Below are 20,287 nucleotides of genomic sequence, written 5' to 3'. Positions count from 1 at the left end.
CATGCCAAAGCAGAACAGCACCACTGTCGCCGTCGACACAACTACCGAGACATTGAGCAAGGCCACGCTGCTGGATCAGATCATGGCGGAAACCAAACTGGTGCCGGCTCAAGAGGGCTATCAAGTCGCCAGGCAAGGTGTATCTGCCTTTATTGCCGAGATCCTCAAGAGCAATGATCCAGATCAACTCATCAACAAGCACCGTGTCGATCAAATGATTGCGGAGCTGGATCGGGTGCTCGGCAAGCAGATGGATGCCATTCTGCACCAACCTGAGTTCCAGCAACTTGAGTCGGCCTGGCGTAGCCTCAAACTTCTTGTCGAACGAACGGACTTCCGCGAGAACATCAAGCTTGAAGTATTGCATGTCAGCAAGGAAGAATTGCTCGATGACTTCGAGAATGCCGCCGACATCACCTGCAGCGGACTTTACAAACATGTTTATACAGCAGGTTATGGACAGTTCGGGGGTGAGCCGGTTGCTGCGATGGTCGGCAACTACAACTTCGGGCCTTCTTCCCCCGATATCAAGCTCTTGAGTTACATGGCCTCTGTCGGCGCCATGTCCCACGCGCCCTTCCTGGCCGCACCGGCCCCTGAATTCTTCAACCTGAGCACCTTCGAAGACTTGCCCAACCTCAAGGAGATCAAGGACATCTTTGCCGGCCCCCGTCATGCCAAATGGCGGGCTTTCCGTGAAAGCGAGGATGCTCGCCACGCCGCCCTGACCGGACCACGCTTCATGCTTCGCTCCGCTTACCATCATCAGGACCAGCCGTGCAGAAGCTTCAACTACGATGAGAATATCAACGGTCGGCATGATAACTACCTGTGGGGCAACTCTGCCTTCCTGTTGGCCAGTTGCATCAACGAAAGCTTTGCCCGCTACCGCTGGTGCCCGAACATCATCGGCCCGCAATCGGGGGGAGCCGTCGAAGACCTGCCGGTTCATCTGTACGAATCGCTGGGCCAACTGCAGGCCAAGATCCCTACCGAAGTGCTGATCTCCGACCGCAAGGAGTTCGAGTTGGCTGAAGAGGGCTTCATCACCCTGACCATGCGCAAGGACAGCGACAACGCGGCGTTCTTCTCTGCCAATTCAGTGCAGAAACCTAAGAACTTCCCTAAGACCCCCGAAGGCTTGCAAGCTCAGACCAACTACAAGCTCGGCACCCAGTTGCCCTATCTGTTCATCGTCAACCGCCTGGCTCACTACATCAAAGTGCTACAGCGCGAACAGATCGGCAGCTGGAAGGAGCGACGCGACCTTGAATCCGAGCTCAACAAATGGATCAAGCAATACGTCGCCGACCAGGAAAACCCCTCGGCCGATGTTCGCAGCCGTCGCCCGCTGCGTGCTGCCAGAGTTGAGGTCTCTGACGTTGCCGGCGATCCAGGCTGGTACCAGGTCTCGCTCTCCGTTCGCCCGCATTTCAAATACATGGGTGCGAACTTCGAGATCTCGCTGGTTGGGCGGCTCGACACGCAATGACCGGTTTCTTTGATCGCTTGATGGCGGATCAGTCCATCTGCCGGCAAACATCCCGGCAGGAGAGTGCGCCCCAAAAATTCGCCGCCATCAAACGCCACCTCGAAACCCTGCTCAACGCTCGCCAGGGGTGCTCCCAGAGCAGCCCTGAGCTGGGCCTGCGCGACTTCAACGGGCATGACGTAAGCAGCGGCGACTTGCTCGCACAAGTGAGTGCGGATATCCGCCGCACCCTTCAGCGCTTTGAGCCACGAATCAAGGTACGTGCACTTAAGGCAGTGCCCGATTGTCACGCTCCGCTCGAGTTGCATTTCAGGCTGGACTGCCATGTGCAGGTCAACAACCAAGCGGAACAGTTGCAATTGGAGTTGTTGGTCAACGGGCACAACCGCCACACCCGAGTAAGGTGACCCATGTCATTGAAGGACCGATTCAGCGAAGAGCTGCGCTACTTGCGTGAGCTGGGAAATGACTTCGCCAAGGACAATCCACAGCTTGCCCGGTTTCTTGGAAGCAGTGGTAGCGACCCCGATGTCGAGCGACTGATGGAAGGCTTTGCGTTCCTGACGGCCAAGCTGCGGCTCAAGCTGGAGGATGACCTGCCGGAACTGACGCACCCCATGCTGCAGTTGCTGTGGCCGAACTACCTGCGGCCGCTGCCAAGCGCGACGATTATCCAATTCACGCCACGCAAGCAGTCGCTGAGTCAATCGCAGAGTATCCCAAAAGGCTCGCGTCTCTTTTCCAAGCTCGTAGACGGTATCGCCTGCGAGTATCGCACTTGCACGGAAGTGAAGGTGCACCCTTTTACGATATGCAGTGTGGGCTCCACACAGACACTGGACAACTCGATTGTACGCATCGACCTCGAAACGTTGGTCGAACGCCCACTGAATACCCTGGGCTGTACACGACTGGACTTTCACCTGAGTGGGGACGATCTCGCTGCGCGTACGCTGTACCTGTGGCTCTCGCAATACCTCAAGCATGTCAGCGTGACCATCAATGACGAGGTTCGCCGACTACCCGCCAGCTGTATCGCATTTCCTGGGTTCAGCCCTGAAGAGGCCTTGCTGCCCTATCCGCAGAATGTCTTCGATGGCTATCGAATCCTGCAGGAATACTTCGTCTTCCCTCAACGGTTCCATTTCTTCAGCATCACCGACCTGCAAAAACTATGGCCGGCACAACAAAGCCCGCAGGTAGTCATCGAATTCCAGTTCTCGCGTCCGTTGCCGGAAACGCTGCGTGTTGGAAAGAGCGACTTCAACCTGTTCTGTACCCCCGCGGTCAACTTGTTCAAGCACAGTGCCGAGCCCATTGACCTGTCCTGTAATGCCGCCCATGTGCAGCTGAAACCTAAAGGCACAGAACAATACGCTTACGAGATTTTCAGTGTCGATCAGGTCATCAGCACCCGAACGACGTCCGATGGCAGTACCCGTGAGCACTTACGGACCTTTCGTCCTTTCGACTCATTTGCACATGAAATCGAACATGTTCAAGGGCGCACGGCCCTGTACTACCGCTACCAGCTCGAAGAGTCCCTGCGTGGCGATGGCGTCACCCACAGCATCGCTTTCGTCCGCGCCGATGCCAGCCACTACATCGGCGAGCTGGAAACGGCGTCCATTGACCTGACCTGCACCAACAGAGATTTGCCACAGGCGCTGGGTGCCGATGACATCAACGTTGTAACCGAGTTTACGCCGCCTCTGGCGACCTACTCCAACATCCGTCCCCCCACCCGTGCCTATCGGCCGGTGCTGGACGGCGAGTTGCAGTGGGCCTTGATCTCAAACATGTCGCTCAACTACCTGTCGCTGCTCTCGGCCGACCCGCTGAAAGAGATCATCCGCGCTTACGACTTCGCCGCCCTGCATGACATCCAGCAAACACGCACCACCCGCAAGCGCCTCGACGGCATCCGCGAGATCCACACAGAACCCATGGATTGGCTGATCAAAGGGCAACCCATTCGCGGCTTGCGCAGCCGCCTGAAATTGGATCAGGCCGCCTTTCTTTGCGAGGGCGACTTGTACCTCTTCAGCTGTGTGCTGGCGCACTTCTTTGCCCTGTACGCCAGCATCAATTCCTTCCATCAACTGGAAGTGATCAATATCACCAACAACGAGCACTACACATGGCCAATCCAGACCGGCAAACAACCGCTGATCTAGCCGACAAGCTGCTCGCCGACGCGCACCGCTACAACTACTTCCAGTTGCTGGAGCGCTTGCATGGCTTGCACGGAGATGACCTGGAGCCCCGTTGGCCAAACGAGGCCACCCGGCTGCGCGTGCGGCTGGCCTGCGACCCGCGGCTGACCTTTCCGGTCTCGGATGTCTACAAAGCCGAGCGTATGCCCGATGAGGAGCAACGCTACCGTGTCTGCACCACCTTCATGGGATTGCACGGCACAGATTCGCCTTTGCCCACCTATTACCTGGAGCAGGTGGCTTATGAGCATGCGCAGGGTATCGGTGTGCGTCCGGCCTTTTTCGACTTCTTCAACCACTACCTGCTGAGCCTGTTGCATCGCGGTTGGCGCAAGTACCGCTACTACATCCGTTTTCAGCCAGGCGCCAAAGATGGATTCTCACAGTACGTCTTTGCCCTGCTCGGGCTGAATGACAAACAGCTGCGAGGTGACACGGCATTGCCCTGGAGCCGGCTGCTCAGCTTTGCTGGCGTGATCGCCAGCCGCAGCCGGGCGCCCGGCACCGTCGCCGGCATCATTGGCCATTGCTTCGATCTGAAGCATGTGCAAATCCGCGAATTTGAAACGCGCTCGGTGCCTACCACAGGTAGGCAGCTTGTCAGCCTTGGGCGTAGCAATGGCCAGTTAGGGAGTACGTTTACCGTCGGTAACCGTTCGCGCACCCGCAGCAGCAAATTCACCATCGTCATCAGCGAGCTCGATCAAACGCAACTGCGCCAGTTGCTGCCCAGCGGCGTCAACTTTAGCCGTTTACGCGCATTGATCGATTTCCTCTTGCGGGACGGCATGGCCTACGACTTGGAATTGCGTCTCAAGCAGAACGCGCTGTCACCGTTCTGCCTGCACCGCAGTCAGGGCGCCTACTTGGGTTGGACCAGTTTCATCGATGACCGACATGGCGAAATCAGCCCTGTCGTTCGTTTCCGGGGGCGCTCATGAGCACGTTGATGATGAGCATCACCAACCTCGACCAGTTACAGCCTGACGTCATCGTTCGACACACGTTCGATTGCAAAGGCGGCACCATCGGCAGTGAAGGTGCGAGTTGGCTGATGAATGATCGAAATCACAGCGTTGCGCCGATCCACTGCGAGATTCGCTGGATCGAAGACAGCTTCTGCGTGATCGACCGCTGCGCACGCACCTATCTAAACGACAGCATCAACAGCCTCGGGGCACTTTCGCCCCGGCGTCTGCTTGAAGGCGATCAGCTCCGTATTGGCGCTTACCGATTGCTGGTTCAGCACTCGCAAGAGCATGCCAACGCACGCTCGCTGGAAGACCTGCTCAACCCTGATGCAAGCGTACTTGATCGCCTGATCGCCGATCCGCCCGCCAACGGTGGTCGCAGCAGCACAACCACCCAAGCCATCACCGAGATTTGCTCGGCCTTTGAAACGCACAAAGGCAATGACCCTTTGCTAGCACTGAACGCCGTGGGAGATACAAATGCGTCACTAGAAGACCCACTGCAACGCTTGATTGCAGGAGCACGCCCATGACGCGCGATCTGTTCACAGCCGCCCTGCTGACCGCGCTGATCGGGCTTTCAGGTTGCACCTACCTGAGCAGAGTGAGCCAAGTGGCCATGGACCCCTCGTTGCCCATTGGGTCACCCAAAGATCATCCGACCCAGGTTGCATTCAGCATCAATGCCAGCCCTACCCTCAATGGCAACCCGAACAGCCTCGACATTTCGGCCGATCATGAAAACGCTCTGGAGCCAAGCCCCTACGCGGTCAGCCTGAGTGCCGGCGACCCTCACGCATTGACAGAAAAAGTCGGAAGCCTGTTCGCGTTCCTGCAAGAGCAATTTCCAGCGATGTCCCCTGTCGTGATCATCGAAGACGACGAAGATGAGCCGCAACGCTCCTCCCTGGAAGAAAGCACACCTGGCAGCTACGACGACCCAACGGTAGTGCTGACCTTACCGCGCACCCCAACCGTGACCACAGAGCCTGTCGCTACCCCCATCGCCATCAAGATCCTGCAACTGCGCGACGACTCATTGCTGCGCAACAGCGTGTATCAACTGCTGGATGAGGATCCAGCCAAGGTCCTGCGCAGCACCTACATCCGCGATGACGATTACCTGCTGCACCCCGGCCAGTTCAAGTTCATCCCCTTCGTGCCCATCGACCCCGAGACCCGCTTCGTTGCGGTGATCGGCGATTACCGAAACCAGGAGAACGCCACCTGGCAGCAAGTACTGCGCACTCCCCCGCGTGGGCGCCAGATCATTCTTTCGGTGCTGGTCAACGACACGCAGATCCTGCTCAAGGAGGAAGACTGATGGCGCGGCCACAGCGCTTGTCCTTTTCGCTTACTCACGCTGACACGGAGCGCTCATGAGTTCACGTAATCCCGTCCTGTGGCCTGAAGGCCTGTTCGTCAAACCACAGCATTTCCAACAGGCGGCCCGGGCGAGCGAAGCGGCCCTGCATCAGCGCCTCGGCAGCCTCAACGCAGCCTTCTACGGCTTCAGCGAACTTCAGTTGAGCGACGAGTACCTGAGCCTGGGCAAGATCGCCATCACCCGCGCGCGCGGCATCATGCCCGACGGCACGGTGTTCGATATTCCTGCAGACCTGCCACCACCGCCGCCGCTGGAAATAGACGATGACGGCGCCAATGACAGCGAAGTTTACCTGTGCCTACCGCTGCGCACCGAGGGCGGACGCGAGGTGAGCTGGCCCGACAATACTGCCAACTTCCGCTACATCGCCCAGGCGCACGAGATCAAGGATACCCACACCGCCGACGGTGACCTGGTCCAAGTCGACCTTGCCGTACCCAACCTGCAGCTCAAGCGCAAGGCAGAAGACAGCAGCGCCTTCACCCGCCTGGCACTGGCACGCATTATGGAGCGGCGCCCCGACGGTAGCCTGCAACTGGATGAGGCCTTCTACCCCACCAGCGTTTCGGTGCGGGCGGTACCGGCGCTGCAGCGGTTTCTTGAAGAAATTACCAATACCCTGCGCGAACGGGCACGCAACCTCGCCGCCCGCATTGGCGGCGCTGGCCAGTCGGGTATCGCCGACATTCGCGACTTCAACCTGCTGCAAGCCATGAACCGCTGGTGGCCCTGCTTTCAGCACTTGGCCAGGCAGGCGCAGACGCACCCTGAGCAGCTCTACCTGTGCATGAGCCAGGCCTGTGGCGAGTTCGTGACCTTTACCGACGAGAGCAGGCTGCCGCAGGAATACCCCGCGTATCACCACACAGCGCTGCGTACCTCCTTCAAGCCGTTGGAAGACACCCTGCGCCGCTGCCTCAGCACCGTCCTGCAACCGCGCGCAGTATCGCTACCGATCGAAGCGCTGGATTACGGCGTAATGACGACCACCTTGGAAGATCGCCGGCTAATCGACGAAGCCGATTTCATTCTCGCCGTGCGGGCTAACTTGCCGCCACAGGTGTTGCGGCAGATGTTCGTGCAGAAAGCCAAGGTCACGTCACTGGAATCCCTCAATGACCTGGTGCCCTTGCAACTGCCAGGTATCCCCTTGAACCCATTGCCGGTAGCACCTCGCGACCTGCCCTTCCATGCAGGTTTCAGCTATTTCGAGCTGGACCGACGTGACCCTGCGTGGGCGTGCATGAAAACAGCCAATGGCTTCGGAATTCATATTGCGGGGGACTTCCCTGGGCTAGAGCTGCAGTTCTGGGCGATCAGGGGAGAACTGAAATGACAAGGCATTTCAGCAATGAGGACGATGTCAGCCAGCGCTTAGTGGCGTCGATTCAGGAAGCTAACAAAGAAAGGGATGAGTCGCCAGGGTATGCGGCAGACCCAGACTTTCAACTGCGCGGTGGCTACGCAAACCTGATGCTGGATGCTGCCGCTCCCCTGTTCGGCTTGGTCATACGCCTACGCACCTTGGACGCATTACCCAACATCAAGGACGTGCACCAGCAAGTGCGCAATCAGGTCGACAACATCCGCGAAGAGATACGCCAGCACGGGTATGAACCTGCCCAGTTGCTGGCGTACTCGTATGCCCTCTGCCTTTTCATCGATGAAGCCGTCATGGAAAGGCCCTGGGGCAAAAACAGTTGCTGGAGCCATGAACCACTGCTCAGCATCTTTCACGATGAAACCTGGGGTGGGGAAAAGTTTTTCACCGTGCTCTCCCGCCTGATGCAAGAACCCCAGCGTTATCAGGACGTGCTGGAGTTCATGTACTTCGCGCTGTGCCTTGGACTGCAAGGAAAGTACGCCATTGCCCCGAAAGGTGAAGTAACGCTCAACACCCTCATTCACCAACTCCACGGGATCATCCGCGAACTTCGCGGCCCCGCGCCGGAAGAAGTGTGCGACCCCTATACCAACGTGGCCCCGCGCAATTTCCGCATGAATCGGCAATGGCCGTGGTGGAGCCCGCTGGCTATCTCCGCCCTCGTCATGGCGGTGGCCTACGGCATCTACAGCTACCGACTGCACCTGATTACCACCGAGGTGCTGGAGTCGCTAAACGGCATTTTGCAGCAGTAGCAAGCCGGTATACGGCGCAACTGATTTCAACGAATTAGCGAGGCGTTTGCTTCGTTGACAAGCCCATCGCTCCCGATGGCCACGCCACCCTGAGTGCGCGTGCTTATCCACATGGACGCAGGAGAGACTGCCATGCCAACACCCGCCTACATCACAATCACTGGCCAAACTCAAGGCCTCATCACTGCTGGCGCATTCACCGCTGACTCCGTCGGCAATGTTTACCAGCAAGGCCATGAAGATAAAATCATGGTTCAGGAAATCAAGCACCAAGTTACCGTGCCCACAGACCCGCAAAGCGGCCAGCCCGCCGGCCAGCGCGTGCACAAGCCGTTCATCTTCACCAGCTCGCTGAACAAGGCGACACCACTTATGTACCAGGCGTTGGCCAGCGGTGAAATGCTGCCGACCGTGGAGATCAACTGGTACCGCACCTCGGTGGAAGGCAAGCAAGAGCACTTCTTCACCACCAAGCTGGAAGACGCCACGATTGTCGACATCAATACCACTCTGCCCCATGCACAAAACAAGGAGAACGCTGATTTCACCCAATTGATCGAGGTATCAATGGCGTACCGCAAGATTACATGGTCCCACGTAACCGCAGGTACCGAAGGCTCCGACGACTGGCGCAAACCGATCGTCTGACCCGGCTGAACATCCCTGGCAGGCAAGCCTGCCAGGGACTTTCGAATTTTCAGACGGCGGACAAGGATTGCTTATGCCTAGCCAATCTGACTTGCGTTACAGCTTCCAGCCTCTGGTTGGCAACGCTGAATTCGAAGTGGTGTCGTTCGAACTCCGAGAAGGGATCAGCACGCCCTTCGAGCTGGAGCTGAAACTGATCAGCTTCGAAAACGATATCGACTTCGGCCACCTGCTCGACAAACCCGTGCTCTTCACCATCTGGGAAGAGGAGCGCCCGGTACGGTATGTGCATGGACTCGTCAGCCGTTTCAGCCAGGCTGAAAGCGGCTCCTACCGCACCTACTATCACGCGCTGGTCGAGCCCCAGCTGGCCCGTGCCAATCTTCGCTCGAACTGGCGCATCTTCCAGCAGAAGACCGTCCCGCAGATTCTTGAGCTGATGCTCCAGCGCCAGGGCATCAACCAGTACGAACTGCGCGCCAGCATGGACCATCAGGTCCGCGAATTCTGCGTTCAGGCCGGTGAGACGGACCTGGCGTTTATCGCCCGCATCGCTGCGGAAGAGGGCTTCGTCTACCGCTTCGCACACAGTGAAAAGCTGCACAAGCTGATCATCACCGATCGCCTGCAATCCCTTGGCTTGATCAGCCATGGCGCCATCAAAACCGAGGATGAAGACGAGCCTGTACACCCCAACATCGTCTTGTACCACGCCAACAGCGGTGGCGATCAAGCCATACCCTGCCTTCGTCGCTTGCGCTACAGCGAGCAGGTGCGCACCGCTCGCCAGGTTCAGCGCGACCACACCTTTACCAACCCAGCCTACCGCCAGGAACACAGAGCTGCAGGGCCCTTCCTGGAGCATCAGTCCAAGGAGTACGAGTACTTTGATTACCCGGGCCGCTATAAACGCGATGCCGTGGGCAAGCCGTTCACCGAAAACCGCATCACCGCGCTTCGCCATGATGTACGCACTGCCGAAGTCGAAGGTGACGATGTTCGCCTGCAACCGGGCCTGAGCTTCACCCTGACTGGGCACCCTCGTGACAATCTCAATGAGCATTGGCGGGTGAACACCGTTACCCATAAAGGCAGCCAACTCACCAGCCTGCATCGTCATCGGAATCGTCGCAGGGGCGGCAGTCGGTGCAGTGAGCACCCTCTCGGTTGGTGAAAACCAGACCATCGGCGATGCGATATCCAGCTTTTGCGACAACCTTGGCAACAGCGTCGCCGCTCCCGAGCCTTTCGGAAAGATCGAAAGCGGGTCAGGCAATGTGTTTATCAACAGCAAGCCGGCCGCACGGGCAGCTGGAATCACTGGGCCACCAGGCGGGGGAGCGGCCGATGCCGAGCAAGCGGAACCCTCGATTCTGGAGAACGTGGGTTCGATGGCCATGGCGGCGACGTCCTTGCTGATGCCTGTGGTGGGTTTGGCCATGGCGATCCGCGATGTCTTCAACCCGCCCATCACCACACCAAAGGACCCCGGCGCGCAAGACAAGAGCAAGGATGAGATCTCATGTAGCCGCCATCCCCCGATGCCCGAAACCTATATTGCGCAAGGGTCGGACAAGGTCTTCATCAACGACCAGCCTGCAGCGCGATCGGGTGACAAGACCACCTGCGACGCCACGATCGATGTGAATGAAAACGTCTCACCGAATGTACGCATTGGTGGCGGCACAGCGACGGTACGCGATATTCGCAATGGCAAGAGCAAGATTGCGATGTTTACGGGGATCATCGCGGGCATACTGCTGTCAAGACGCATCAGAGTACCGCGGCGGCGCGCTGCGAACATCGCGGTACCGAAACCTAAATCGCAAACCTGCTCCTACAAGGGCAGTCCCGTACTTGTATCTGCTGGCAGCAAGGTACTCTTTGGCCCTGAAGATGTTGACTTCAACCTGCCAGGCTTGATCGGCATTGATTGGGCGAGAGGGTACGATAGCAATGACAAACGTTCCAATGGCCTCTTTGGAATGGGCTGGAGTGTTCCTTATGAGGTGGAACTTGTCCGTGTTCCTCATCCTGAAGGCGGCGAGTTGTCAATCTATGTCGATGAGGAAAGCAATCGACTGGAACTAGGACGCCTGAACGCCGGCGATGCATTCGTCAGTGTCGTTGACGGCTTGGCGTTCTTCCAGTTAGAGGATGGCCAAACGGTTGTCGAAGATACGCACGAGGGCCGCTACAAAGTTTTTGATGTCGACCCGCTCGACCCTACTCGTTCAAGACTGGTTCGCCTGGGTGACCGCAATCTCAATGTCATCGACTTGATGTACGACGACCGCGGCAGGCTGCAGGTAATTTACGACAAATATGGCAAAACGGTGGTGCAGCTTCACTATGAAGCCAGGCACCCTCAGCGCGTCTGCAAAATTTCGCAAGTATTCCTGAAGGGCGGCGAAACACCGGCCATCGAACGCAACGAGTTACTGGTCAGCTACCAATACACGGGAAGCGGACAGTTATACGAAGTGCTAGACGCGACAGGCCAGCTGGTGCGCCGCTTCACCTACACCGCTGAGGGCTATCTGAATAGCCATCAACTTGCCAGCGGCGCAGTTCGTCAATACGAGTGGGCAAAATTCCTCGTTCCCGCCAAGCGTCCCATCCCTCAGCGTGCTGACGGCACGCCTTACAGGTTGCCGCCCCTGCTGGAGCCACAACCCGATCACGAATGGAGAGTGGTCCGCCACTGGGGCAGCGACGGAGAGGAATACCGATTCGAGTACAACCTCGAAGACGGCGAAACCGTGGTTACAGACAGCCTTGGACGCAAAGATCACTACTATTGGGGCCCGCTCTACGAGGTATACAAACACGTCGATCCCCTCGGGCAGTGCTGGCAGGAGGAGATCATCGCTGGCCAACTGATCAGGAGCATTAACCCACAAGGCGGTGAGTGGCGTTATAGCTACGACGACATTGGCCGTTTGATTGAAACATGTGACCCTCTGGGTCGCAGCGAACAAATCCAGTATCTGCGTCACTGGGCCTTGCCGGTCCAGATCACAAGCACGGCTGGGCGCACCCAACGCTACGGCTACGATACTCATGGCAATATGCTGTGGGAACAGGACCCACTGGGACGCAGCACCCAGTATCAATACAACCCGGAAGGTCGCGTTACCCGCATTCCCGATGCCCTAGAAAAAACCAAACATCTGGCGTGGAACACCCGTGGCCAGTTGCTCAGCTACCGCGACTGCAGCAACAACCAGACGCTGTACCACTACAACCTCCGTGGCCGTCTTAGCGAAAGCATCAATGCCCGCGGAGAAATGACCCACTTTAGGTATGACGCTCGCGGCTACCTCGTAGAAAGCCAACGACCCGATGGTCGACTCGACCGCTATGAAGTTGATATCGCCGGCCAACTGACACGTTACATCGATCCTGCGCAAAAAAAACTGCAATGTCGCTACGACCGCAGCGGCCGCTTGATCGAGCGCACCGATGCCATGGGCTACAGCGTGAAGTTCAGCTACGACGCCTATGGCCGGCTGCTGCAACTGACCAATGAGAACAACGAGTCCTACAGATTTGGCTGGGACAAACTGGACCGACTGGTCGCGCAACAGGATTTGGATGGCAGTGGCCGGCTCTATGAATACAGCGTCCTGGATGAAGTCACCAGCCTCACCCATGTGCCCTCTTCCTACGCACAACCACCGCTGTCCGATAACGCCCCACCGACACGAACAACCCCGATCCGACATGACTTCGAGCGTGATGCGGTTGGCCGCCTCAAACGCAAACACACCGAGGATGGCACCACGGACTATAGCTACGACGCTGCCGACAATCTGCTGTCCATTGCCTTCACGGACAACCAAGGCGCGAAACAACAGCTTGATTACACCTACGATACGACCGGAAAGTTGCTCAGCGAAACCAACAGCGCCGGTTTGTTGCAGTACCGTTATGACGAACTCGGCAACCTGCAGACGTTGACCCTGCCTGATCAGCGAACGCTGAACTACCTGTACTACGGCAGCGGGCACCTTCACCAGATCAACTTGAATGGCCGCGTCATCAGCGACTTCGAACGTGACGCGCTACATGACGAAGTGCTGCGTACCCAAGGAAGCTTGGTCACACGCACACGCTATGACCAGAGCGGTCGGCTGGGCAGCAAGGCCATTCACTATCGCGATGTCCCTGCAGAAGTGCTGCCGTTGCTGGAGAAGTGCTATCGCTACGACGCTAGTGACAACATGGTTGCTGAGGTGTTAACCCAGACTCGGCGTCGTGGCATTGGTAGCACTGCTACTGATGGCACCGCCCAGCCAGAACAGATCATTGGCCACTTTCATCATTCGCCTCACTCCGGCAAGAGCTACACCGGGAGCAACCGTTACGGCTATGACGCAAGCGAACAAATGCAGACCACCCACCAATCACGCCCCAACTGGCAGGCAACACAGGTCGAGGATTTCAAGTATGACAAGGCCGGTAACCTGTTCGACGGGCCCAAGCTCAACGGCCTGATCAAACACAACCGTGTGCTGGTCTATCAGGACAAACGCTACCGTTACGACCGCTTCGGTCGCCTGTGCGAAAAGCGCATTGGCAGCCATTGGGTGCAGTACTTCGAGTATGACGCCGAGCACCGGTTGATCTGCGTCGACCAGTGCAAGAGCTTGCTGCGCGAGCGCGTGGTGTTCGGCTACGACCCGCTAGGCAGGCGCATCAGCAAGGAGATTTATCAGGAAGAACACCCCGAGCCAACCCGACGCACGTTGTTTCACTGGCAAGGGCTACGGCTATTGCAGGAAGTGCAGCGAGGCCTGTCGAGCGTCTATGTTTACGCCAGTCCGGACAACTACGAACCCCTGGCAAGGATCGACGGGAAGCCGGGGCAAGAGGACCTTCAGTACTTCCATACCAACCTTGCGGGGCTGCCCGAGCAACTGACGGATGCGGACGGAGAGACGCTCTGGCGCAGTGATCATCGGGGATGGGGTACATCGCGGGACGAGTGGCACAGCCAGCGGCAGGCGCGGGAGCAGAATCTGCGGTATCAGGGACAGTACCTTGACCGGGAAACTTGCCTGCACTACAACACATTCAGATATCTTGATCCGCAGATCGGACGATTTACACAGTGCGATCCGATTAGCCTAAAAGGCGGGATTAATCTTTACCTATACGCACCAAACCCCCTATTGTGGATTGATCCTTTCGGATGGTCACCTTGCAACTTACTGCCGAATGGAACTCAAGTACTCGAATTTGAAAGAGCCCTTTCTAAACTCCCTGCGAATGAGCGAGTAGCACTGATTAGGGAGATGGCCAGCAGTGTTGCTAGCGCGCGCAACTGGAAGAGAGCAACCAAGATTGAGAGATTCAACCGAGGCAGAACGATTTACACGGATGGAAAACACTACTACTCCATAGATACTCAGCATGGACGATTCGAGCAGTCTAGCTTAAAAAATGGCAAGCATGTGGGTGAAGTTGACATGAGTCTAAAGCCCATATTAAATTCCCTTGACCCTAGTGGCGGACATGACCTGAGAGTAAAATAAATGAACAAATTGATTGAGCACCCTGAAGGCATTGTATCAAATGGCACCATCTTACGCTTCCCTGCTAAATGGCCATATGAAGACACCGTAGATTTAATGCTTACCAGCATACCCGATGATGAGTCCGAATTCGGACTTGTCGTGACCACAGGGCAAAAGGCGGGACTAATTTTAGTTAGACTCCCTGCTGAATGCGAGTCACAGTTAGGGCGAGGTGTTCGCCTTGAGTGGCTGATAGCTAACTGGGAGAAATGGATATATCCAGAATGTAATGTTTCTGAAGTGCGCCTACTGGAACACTATCCTGCTGCAAGCATATGAACACGACCCAGACCCGAAGCCAAGCTGCTTCGTGACATAGAGGATCCTATGCGGCGTAAGCTTGATCGCCAGCGCATCTCACGGCAGCGTCCATAGCTTGGTCAACTGGTGCGGTGTTTCAGAAATACCACTGAAAATTAACTGCTCAAAACTCGTGCCGCGCGGGTGACTGAGGCAAGGATGTCCTCGGCCTTTTTATGCCACCGATATGGCTTCGGGCTTTGGTTGTAGGTTTACAGGTAGTGCTCGATCGACGCTTCAAGCTCCTTGACGCTGACATGGGCCTGGCGCTTGATCCACCTCTCGCTCAGCGTTGAGAAAAATCGCTCAACCAAATTAAGCCATGACGCCGAAGTCGGCGTGAAGTAGATGTTGTAGCGCGGCCTCCCCGCAAGCCATGCCCTGACCTTTTCGATTTTGTGTGTTGGGTAGTTATCCATGATCAGGTGAATCGGCATCTCAGCAGGAACTGATGCGTCGATTTCCCTCAGGACGCGAGGAATTCGGTGCTTCGATGCTGGCGCGATGACTTCACCGATTGGGGCAGCGATGGCGATGAACAGCGGCTCCCCAAGACTACGACTCACACAACCTCTGTCGTTTTGATTGAGGGTAACCTGGCTTGACCGAGCGAACAGGGGCAGCCCGCCCTCGGCTTCAGTGGGCAGAAAAAATCCTGATTAGGCATGAAGCCATGCACACTTGAAATACACTTGAACCGCGTTACGGCCCACTACCACAGTCCGGCGCCCGAGCAAGCCAGCACCTACTAGCACAGGACAAACCCCACAGCGCGCACCAAACGCCAAATCCCAGGCACAAAAAAAGAGGCCCTAAGGCCTCTTCTTTGTGATCCCAGCGACGCACTGAGGATCGAATTTGGAGCGGGAAACGAGACTCGAACTCGCGACCCCGACCTTGGCAAGGTCGTGCTCTACCAACTGAGCTATTCCCGCGTCGTGATGGGTGCCATTCTAGCGATATCTAAAACGGCGTCAACCCCTTGATTCAAAAAAGTTTTATTTTTGTTCCGAGCCTTCGCGCAAGTGCGGCCAGGCGGCCAGCAGGTAATGCGCCATCGACCACAACGTCAGCCCTGCCGCTACCAGAAGCAGGCCGTAACCCAGAATCACCCACATCGTCACCGCAGGTGGGTTGCCCAGCAGAATGACCAGCGCCAGCATCTGTGCGGCGGTCTTCCACTTGCCGAGGTTGGACACCGCCACGTGCGCCCTCGCCCCCAGTTCGGCCATCCACTCGCGCAGCGCCGAAACGACGATCTCGCGGCCGATGATCACCGCTGCGGGCAAGGTCAGCCAGAAGTTGGCGTGTACCTGCACCAGCAGCACCAGCGCCACGGCGACCATCAGTTTGTCTGCCACTGGGTCCAGGAAGGCACCGAACGGCGTGCTCTGCTGCAGGCGACGCGCCAGGTAGCCGTCCAGCCAGTCGGTGGCGGCGGCAACGGCAAACACACTGCTGGCGGCCATATAGCTCCAGTGATAGGGCATATAGAACAGCAGGATGAAGATCGGGATGAGCAGGACGCGTAGAACGGTGAGCAGGTTTGGAATATTCATCGGTACGACTGGCTGCGGGTTGAGCCCGGCATTCTACTCGCTATGCAGGCTGGCATAAATCGACTCGGCAAGCTTTTTACTGATGCCGGGGGCTTTGGCGATCTCATCGATACTGGCGCGGTTGAGCTCTTGCAGGCCGCCGAAGTGTTTCAGCAGGTCGCGCCGGCGCTTGGGGCCGACCCCGGCCACGTCTTCCAGGCTGGACACGCGACGGGCCTTGCCGCGGCGGGCACGGTGGCCGGTGATGGCGAAGCGGTGGGCTTCGTCGCGGATCTGCTGGATAAGGTGCAGCGCCGGTGAGTCGCCCTTGAGGGTGAACTCGTGGTGCACGTCGTTGAGGTACAGGGTTTCGAAACCGGCCTTGCGGGTCACGCCTTTGGCCACGCCGAGCAGGGTCAGGTCGGTGAAGGCCAGCTCCTGCATCACGTCGCGGGCCATGTTCAACTGGCCTTTGCCGCCGTCCACCAGCAAGACGTCGGGCAACTTGCCCTCGCCGTCCTTGATGCGCCCGTAGCGGCGGGTCAGGGCCTGGTGCATGGCGGCGTAGTCGTCACCGGCGGTGACGCCTTCGATGTTGAAGCGGCGGTAGTCGGACTTGATCGGGCCTTCGGGGCCGAACACCACGCAGCTGGCCACGGTGGCTTCGCCGCTGGAGTGGCTGATGTCGTAGCACTCCAGGCGCTGCGGCACTTCGTCCAGGCCCAGCACCTGGGCCAGGGCCTCGAAGCGCGCGGCCATGTGCTGGCGGTTGGCCAGGCGGGCGTTGAGGGCCTGTTCGGCGTTGGTCACGGCCAATTGCTGCCAGCGGGCCCGAGTGCCGCGCACCCGGTGGGTGATGGTCAGCTCGCGGCCGCGTAGGGTCTGCAGTGCTTCGCTGATGGCTTCGAAGTCTTCGTGCACCACGTTGACGATGAGTTCGCCTGGCAGCTCACGCTCGGCGTTGCCCACGTAGTACTGGGACAGGAACGCGGCCATGACTTCAGCCACCTCCTCCTCGATGCCCACCTGTGGGAAGAAGTTTTTGCTGCCCAGCACCCGCCCGCCGCGCACGCTGATCAGGTGCACGCAGGCGCCACCGGGGTTGACGAAGGCCGCGATGACGTCGACGTCGCCGGTACCGCCTTCGATGTACTGCTGGTCCTGCACGCGGCGCAACAGGGCGATCTGGTCGCGCAGTTCGGCGGCCTTCTCGAAATTGAGGGCCATGGCGGCCTTCTCCATTTCGGCATTGAGCTCGTTGCCCAACTGTTGGCTGCGGCCTTCGAGGAACATCACCGAGTGGCGGATATCGTCGGCGTACTCATCTTTATCGACTAAGCCGACACACGGCCCTTTGCAGCGTTTGATCTGGTACTGCAAGCAGGGCCGGGTGCGGTTGGCGTAGTAGCTGTCTTCGCACTGGCGCACCGAAAAGGCCTTTTGCAACAGGCTGAGGCTTTCGCGAATGGCGCCGGCGCTGGGGTACGGTCCGAAGTAACGGCCCTTGGCTTTTTTTGCACCGCGGTGGATGCCCAGGCGCGGGAAGTCGCCGTCAGACAGGAAGACATAAGGGTACGACTTGTCGTCGCGCAACAGGATGTTGTACGGCGGCCGCCATTCCTTGATCAGGTTCTGCTCCAGCAGCAGCGCCTCGGTCTCGTTGGCGGTGATGGTGGTCTCGACCTGGGCGATACGGCCCACCAGCGCGGCGGTCTTGGGCGCCAGGCCGGTTTTACGGAAATAGCTGGCCAGACGCTTCTTGAGGTTTTTGGCCTTGCCCACGTAGAGCAGCCGCGCCTCGGCGTCGAACATACGGTAAACGCCCGGGCGACCGCTGCAGGTCGCCAGGAACGCGCTGGCATCAAAAGCTTGGGGCATGAGGTTTACAGGCTTGCGTCAACCATACCGTGGCGAACGGCCAGCAAGGTCAGTTCGACGTCGCTGGTGACCGAGAGTTTTTCAAAGATCCGATAACGGTAAGTATTGACGGTCTTGGGCGAGAGGCACAACTTGTCCGAGATGATCTGCACCTTCTGGCAGCCGACGATCATCAAGGCGATCTGGATTTCCCGCTCGGACAAAGCATCAAACGGCGAGCCTTGCGGCTGGAACGACTTCAGCGCCAATTGCTGGGCGATTTGCGGGCTGATGTAGCGCTGGCCGGCAAAGGCCAGGCGAATGGCCTGGACCATTTCGTCGAGCCCGGCACCCTTGGTCAGGTAACCGGCCGCGCCGGCTTGCAGCAGGCGCGTGGGGAATGGGTCTTCCTCGCACACGGTGACCGCGACCACCTTGATGTCGGGGTGGCTGCGCAACAGTTTACGGGTAGCCTCCAAGCCGCCGATGCCCGGCATTTTCACGTCCATCAGGACGACGTCCGGCTTCAGTTCCCGGGCCAGCTTCAGCGCCGCCTCCCCTGAATCCCCCTCACCCACCACCTGCAAGCCGTCGATGTCGGCCAGCATGCGTGTAATACCGGTTCGTACCAGATCGTGATCATCGACCACTAAGACCCTAATCAAGCACACACCTCGTCTACAGGGCGATTGGATCCCGCCACCTTAACAAAATTTTTCATGGCGGGCCTAACGCAAAACTTCTGTCAGATAGGCCTGACGGCCAAGTGTGAAAGGCCTCACTGTTTCGCGGCTTTTAACCTCACCTGACAAACGCCCCAGCAAGTGCCAGAGCGCTGCTTGATCGGCGAGCGGCAATTGCCGAAAGGCCCCCAGCAATTCGGCCTCATCCTGGGTCATGTTTTCCAACGGCACCGGGGTGCGCACACCGCTGAGCACGTAGAGGGCATCCACGCCATGGGCGGCCACTGCGGCCAGGTAATCGGCACGCGGCGTGCGTTCGCCACTTTCGTATTTACCCTGGGCATTGGGCTCGACCCCGCCAATGTCACCAAACACCCGCTGGGTCATCCCCAACCGCTCACGTTCTTCCCGCAGTCGCGGACCGAATCCATTCATAGGGTGCATCTCCTTAGTCCCTAGACACCATCCAACGCCGCTCATCTTCCTGTAAGCAGCTGTAAATTCCTGGGTCCACTATGCCCATGGTCACCGGCCACGACAAGCCATCACTGAGCTATCAGTCGATTGCGCGCTGCATGCGCACGAAGCACTCATCCTCGCCCATTTCGACAAAGCCCCTGCGCCGATACAACTGCCTGGCCGGGTTGCTGCGGAACACCATCAAACGCAGCAGTGGCACGCGCCGCTGCTTGGCCCAACCGGCGAGCGCCTCCAAAACCCAACTGCCGATACCGCGCCCGCGGTGCTGGGGCAGCAGGTGCAACTCGCGAATGAACAGTGCCTGGCGGTCTTGGCTGAGGCTGCAGTAGCCCAGCACCGTGTCACCTTCCATCACCAGCCATTGCTCGCGCCAGCCCCAGGCCTGATCGAAGGCGTCTTCGAGCCACAACAGGTCGAACTCACGGTAGTACGGCAGCATGGCCCGGCGCGTAAGGTCGCGGGCAAAGCTGCGGTAGGCGTCGGTGGCAGGTACGAGGTTCATGGCCATTATTGTGCACTGCTCAGGTGGCGTAGCACACCGGCGAGCTGCCTGGGCCACGGCGTTCCAGCTCATCCTCCAGCCACTCGGCGAGTACCTGGGCATTGTTGTGCTCGGTGTTTTTGGCGGCATACAGCAAGGTCAGCGGCCCTTTGGCCGCCAGGTCCAGCAGTGGGTACCAGTGCTCGGGGTGGGCGGCCAGCTGTTGCTGGTAGCGCTGGGTGAAACCGGCAAAATCCACTTCACCCTGGTGAAACGCCCTGCGCAATTCGTCCGAAGGTGCCACCTCGCGCAACCATTGGCCCTGCAGGTCTTCCTTGCGTTTGTTGCGCGGCCACAGGCGGTCGACCAGCACGCGCTGGCCATCTTCGCCGGCGGCTGCTTCGTAGACACGTTTGCAGCGGATCATGGCTTTCTCCCGCATTTACCGTCTGTCTTGAGCCTAGTGAATTCATTGACCGAGGTCACGGACCGGTCACGAATTGCTCCTAAGCT

At 58.3% G+C, this 20,287-nt stretch carries 18 protein-coding genes, 1 tRNA gene and 1 pseudogene; 12 read left to right on the top strand and 8 right to left on the bottom strand.

The genetic code is table 11. The features are described 5' to 3' along the window. Window position 1 precedes the first annotated feature (1 nt). The 12 genes and pseudogenes from tssC to imm45 all read left to right on the top strand — a co-directional run bounded on the left by tssC (window position 2) and on the right by imm45 (window position 14,714). Entirely contained in the window at window positions 2-1,492 is a 1,491-nt protein-coding gene (gene tssC, locus AB7M33_RS17865; RefSeq protein WP_454243213.1) for a type VI secretion system contractile sheath large subunit, read from the top strand. After that, window positions 1,489-1,899 carry a type VI secretion system baseplate subunit TssE gene (tssE, locus tag AB7M33_RS17860; RefSeq protein WP_265968027.1) on the top strand — a complete coding sequence of 137 codons (411 nt, stop codon included), beginning with the start codon at window positions 1,489-1,491 and terminating at the stop codon, window positions 1,897-1,899. The genes tssC and tssE overlap by 4 nt, the downstream gene beginning before the upstream one ends. A gap of 3 nt (window positions 1,900-1,902) precedes the next feature. Beyond that, a complete protein-coding gene (tssF, locus tag AB7M33_RS17855) occupies window positions 1,903-3,669 on the top strand; it encodes a type VI secretion system baseplate subunit TssF (protein ID WP_265968026.1) in 1,767 nt (588 codons plus the stop codon). Continuing rightward, a complete protein-coding gene (gene tssG / locus AB7M33_RS17850; RefSeq protein ID WP_265968025.1) occupies window positions 3,633-4,649 on the top strand; it encodes a type VI secretion system baseplate subunit TssG in 1,017 nt (338 codons plus the stop codon). Before tssF ends, tssG begins: the two co-directional genes overlap by 37 nt. After that, a complete protein-coding gene (locus AB7M33_RS17845; RefSeq protein ID WP_265968023.1) occupies window positions 4,646-5,212 on the top strand; it encodes an FHA domain-containing protein in 567 nt (188 codons plus the stop codon). Before tssG ends, AB7M33_RS17845 begins: the two co-directional genes overlap by 4 nt. Further along, window positions 5,209-6,003 carry a type VI secretion system lipoprotein TssJ gene (gene tssJ / locus AB7M33_RS17840; RefSeq protein WP_454243212.1) on the top strand — a complete coding sequence of 265 codons (795 nt, stop codon included), beginning with the start codon at window positions 5,209-5,211 and terminating at the stop codon, window positions 6,001-6,003. The genes AB7M33_RS17845 and tssJ overlap by 4 nt, the downstream gene beginning before the upstream one ends. A gap of 55 nt (window positions 6,004-6,058) precedes the next feature. After that, window positions 6,059-7,402, top strand: a complete 1,344-nt coding sequence (tssK, locus tag AB7M33_RS17835; RefSeq protein WP_454243211.1) for a type VI secretion system baseplate subunit TssK — start codon at window positions 6,059-6,061, stop codon at window positions 7,400-7,402. Further along, entirely contained in the window at window positions 7,399-8,205 is an 807-nt protein-coding gene (gene icmH / locus AB7M33_RS17830) for a type IVB secretion system protein IcmH/DotU (RefSeq protein WP_265968020.1), read from the top strand. Before tssK ends, icmH begins: the two co-directional genes overlap by 4 nt. 132 nt (window positions 8,206-8,337) lie before the next feature. Beyond that, entirely contained in the window at window positions 8,338-8,853 is a 516-nt protein-coding gene (locus AB7M33_RS17825; protein WP_265968019.1) for an Hcp family type VI secretion system effector, read from the top strand. 73 nt (window positions 8,854-8,926) lie between these two features. After that, window positions 8,927-10,000: pseudogene (locus AB7M33_RS17820) on the top strand (type VI secretion system Vgr family protein); the annotation flags it as partial. 4 nt (window positions 10,001-10,004) lie between these two features. Next, window positions 10,005-14,393: an RHS repeat-associated core domain-containing protein gene (locus AB7M33_RS17815; protein WP_454243210.1), complete on the top strand. Its 4,389-nt coding sequence runs from the start codon at window positions 10,005-10,007 to the stop codon at window positions 14,391-14,393. Next, a complete protein-coding gene (imm45, locus tag AB7M33_RS17810) occupies window positions 14,394-14,714 on the top strand; it encodes an Imm45 family immunity protein (protein ID WP_454243209.1) in 321 nt (106 codons plus the stop codon). It begins immediately after the preceding gene. Between the two features lie 233 nt (window positions 14,715-14,947). Here imm45 and AB7M33_RS17805 read toward each other — a convergent pair whose 3' ends face one another. The 8 genes from AB7M33_RS17805 to AB7M33_RS17770 form a co-directional block, all read right to left on the bottom strand. Further along, window positions 14,948-15,301, bottom strand: a complete 354-nt coding sequence (locus tag AB7M33_RS17805; protein ID WP_454243208.1) for a transposase — start codon at window positions 15,299-15,301, stop codon at window positions 14,948-14,950. A 293-nt stretch (window positions 15,302-15,594) separates the two neighbouring features. Further along, window positions 15,595-15,670, bottom strand: a tRNA-Gly gene (locus tag AB7M33_RS17800). A gap of 63 nt (window positions 15,671-15,733) precedes the next feature. Beyond that, the gene (gene pgsA / locus AB7M33_RS17795; RefSeq protein ID WP_027592792.1) at window positions 15,734-16,294 is read right to left on the bottom strand and encodes a CDP-diacylglycerol--glycerol-3-phosphate 3-phosphatidyltransferase; all 561 of its coding nucleotides are present in this window, start codon (window positions 16,292-16,294) and stop codon (window positions 15,734-15,736) included. 33 nt (window positions 16,295-16,327) lie between these two features. Beyond that, window positions 16,328-18,151: an excinuclease ABC subunit UvrC gene (gene uvrC / locus AB7M33_RS17790; protein WP_027592793.1), complete on the bottom strand. Its 1,824-nt coding sequence runs from the start codon at window positions 18,149-18,151 to the stop codon at window positions 16,328-16,330. 5 nt (window positions 18,152-18,156) lie between these two features. Then, window positions 18,157-18,795 carry a response regulator transcription factor GacA gene (gene gacA / locus AB7M33_RS17785; protein WP_027592794.1) on the bottom strand — a complete coding sequence of 213 codons (639 nt, stop codon included), beginning with the start codon at window positions 18,793-18,795 and terminating at the stop codon, window positions 18,157-18,159. A gap of 63 nt (window positions 18,796-18,858) precedes the next feature. Then, entirely contained in the window at window positions 18,859-19,248 is a 390-nt protein-coding gene (locus AB7M33_RS17780; protein ID WP_454243207.1) for a helix-turn-helix domain-containing protein, read from the bottom strand. Between the two features lie 121 nt (window positions 19,249-19,369). Next, window positions 19,370-19,801 carry a GNAT family N-acetyltransferase gene (locus tag AB7M33_RS17775; protein WP_265968012.1) on the bottom strand — a complete coding sequence of 144 codons (432 nt, stop codon included), beginning with the start codon at window positions 19,799-19,801 and terminating at the stop codon, window positions 19,370-19,372. Between the two features lie 13 nt (window positions 19,802-19,814). Next, entirely contained in the window at window positions 19,815-20,201 is a 387-nt protein-coding gene (locus AB7M33_RS17770; protein ID WP_454243206.1) for a DUF488 domain-containing protein, read from the bottom strand. Between the last annotated feature and the right edge of the window lie 86 nt (window positions 20,202-20,287).

This window comes from Pseudomonas sp. Y3 TE3536, assembly GCF_053629175.1.
This window is presented reverse-complemented; position numbering and strand designations above follow the sequence as displayed.

What these genes read in the sequence shown, in the direction of transcription:
- tssC (WP_454243213.1), top strand. Translation starts at nt 2, where the DNA reads ATGCCAAAGCAGAACAGCACCACTGTCGCCGTCGACACAACTACCGAG.
- tssE (WP_265968027.1), top strand. Translation starts at nt 1,489, where the DNA reads ATGACCGGTTTCTTTGATCGCTTGATGGCGGATCAGTCCATCTGCCGG.
- tssF (WP_265968026.1), top strand. Translation starts at nt 1,903, where the DNA reads ATGTCATTGAAGGACCGATTCAGCGAAGAGCTGCGCTACTTGCGTGAG.
- tssG (WP_265968025.1), top strand. Translation starts at nt 3,633, where the DNA reads ATGGCCAATCCAGACCGGCAAACAACCGCTGATCTAGCCGACAAGCTG.
- AB7M33_RS17845 (WP_265968023.1), top strand. Translation starts at nt 4,646, where the DNA reads ATGAGCACGTTGATGATGAGCATCACCAACCTCGACCAGTTACAGCCT.
- tssJ (WP_454243212.1), top strand. Translation starts at nt 5,209, where the DNA reads ATGACGCGCGATCTGTTCACAGCCGCCCTGCTGACCGCGCTGATCGGG.
- tssK (WP_454243211.1), top strand. Translation starts at nt 6,059, where the DNA reads ATGAGTTCACGTAATCCCGTCCTGTGGCCTGAAGGCCTGTTCGTCAAA.
- icmH (WP_265968020.1), top strand. Translation starts at nt 7,399, where the DNA reads ATGACAAGGCATTTCAGCAATGAGGACGATGTCAGCCAGCGCTTAGTG.
- AB7M33_RS17825 (WP_265968019.1), top strand. Translation starts at nt 8,338, where the DNA reads ATGCCAACACCCGCCTACATCACAATCACTGGCCAAACTCAAGGCCTC.
- imm45 (WP_454243209.1), top strand. Translation starts at nt 14,394, where the DNA reads ATGAACAAATTGATTGAGCACCCTGAAGGCATTGTATCAAATGGCACC.
- pgsA (WP_027592792.1), bottom strand. Translation starts at nt 16,294, where the DNA reads ATGAATATTCCAAACCTGCTCACCGTTCTACGCGTCCTGCTCATCCCG.
- uvrC (WP_027592793.1), bottom strand. Translation starts at nt 18,151, where the DNA reads ATGCCCCAAGCTTTTGATGCCAGCGCGTTCCTGGCGACCTGCAGCGGT.
- AB7M33_RS17780 (WP_454243207.1), bottom strand. Translation starts at nt 19,248, where the DNA reads ATGAATGGATTCGGTCCGCGACTGCGGGAAGAACGTGAGCGGTTGGGG.
- AB7M33_RS17775 (WP_265968012.1), bottom strand. Translation starts at nt 19,801, where the DNA reads ATGGCCATGAACCTCGTACCTGCCACCGACGCCTACCGCAGCTTTGCC.
- AB7M33_RS17770 (WP_454243206.1), bottom strand. Translation starts at nt 20,201, where the DNA reads ATGATCCGCTGCAAACGTGTCTACGAAGCAGCCGCCGGCGAAGATGGC.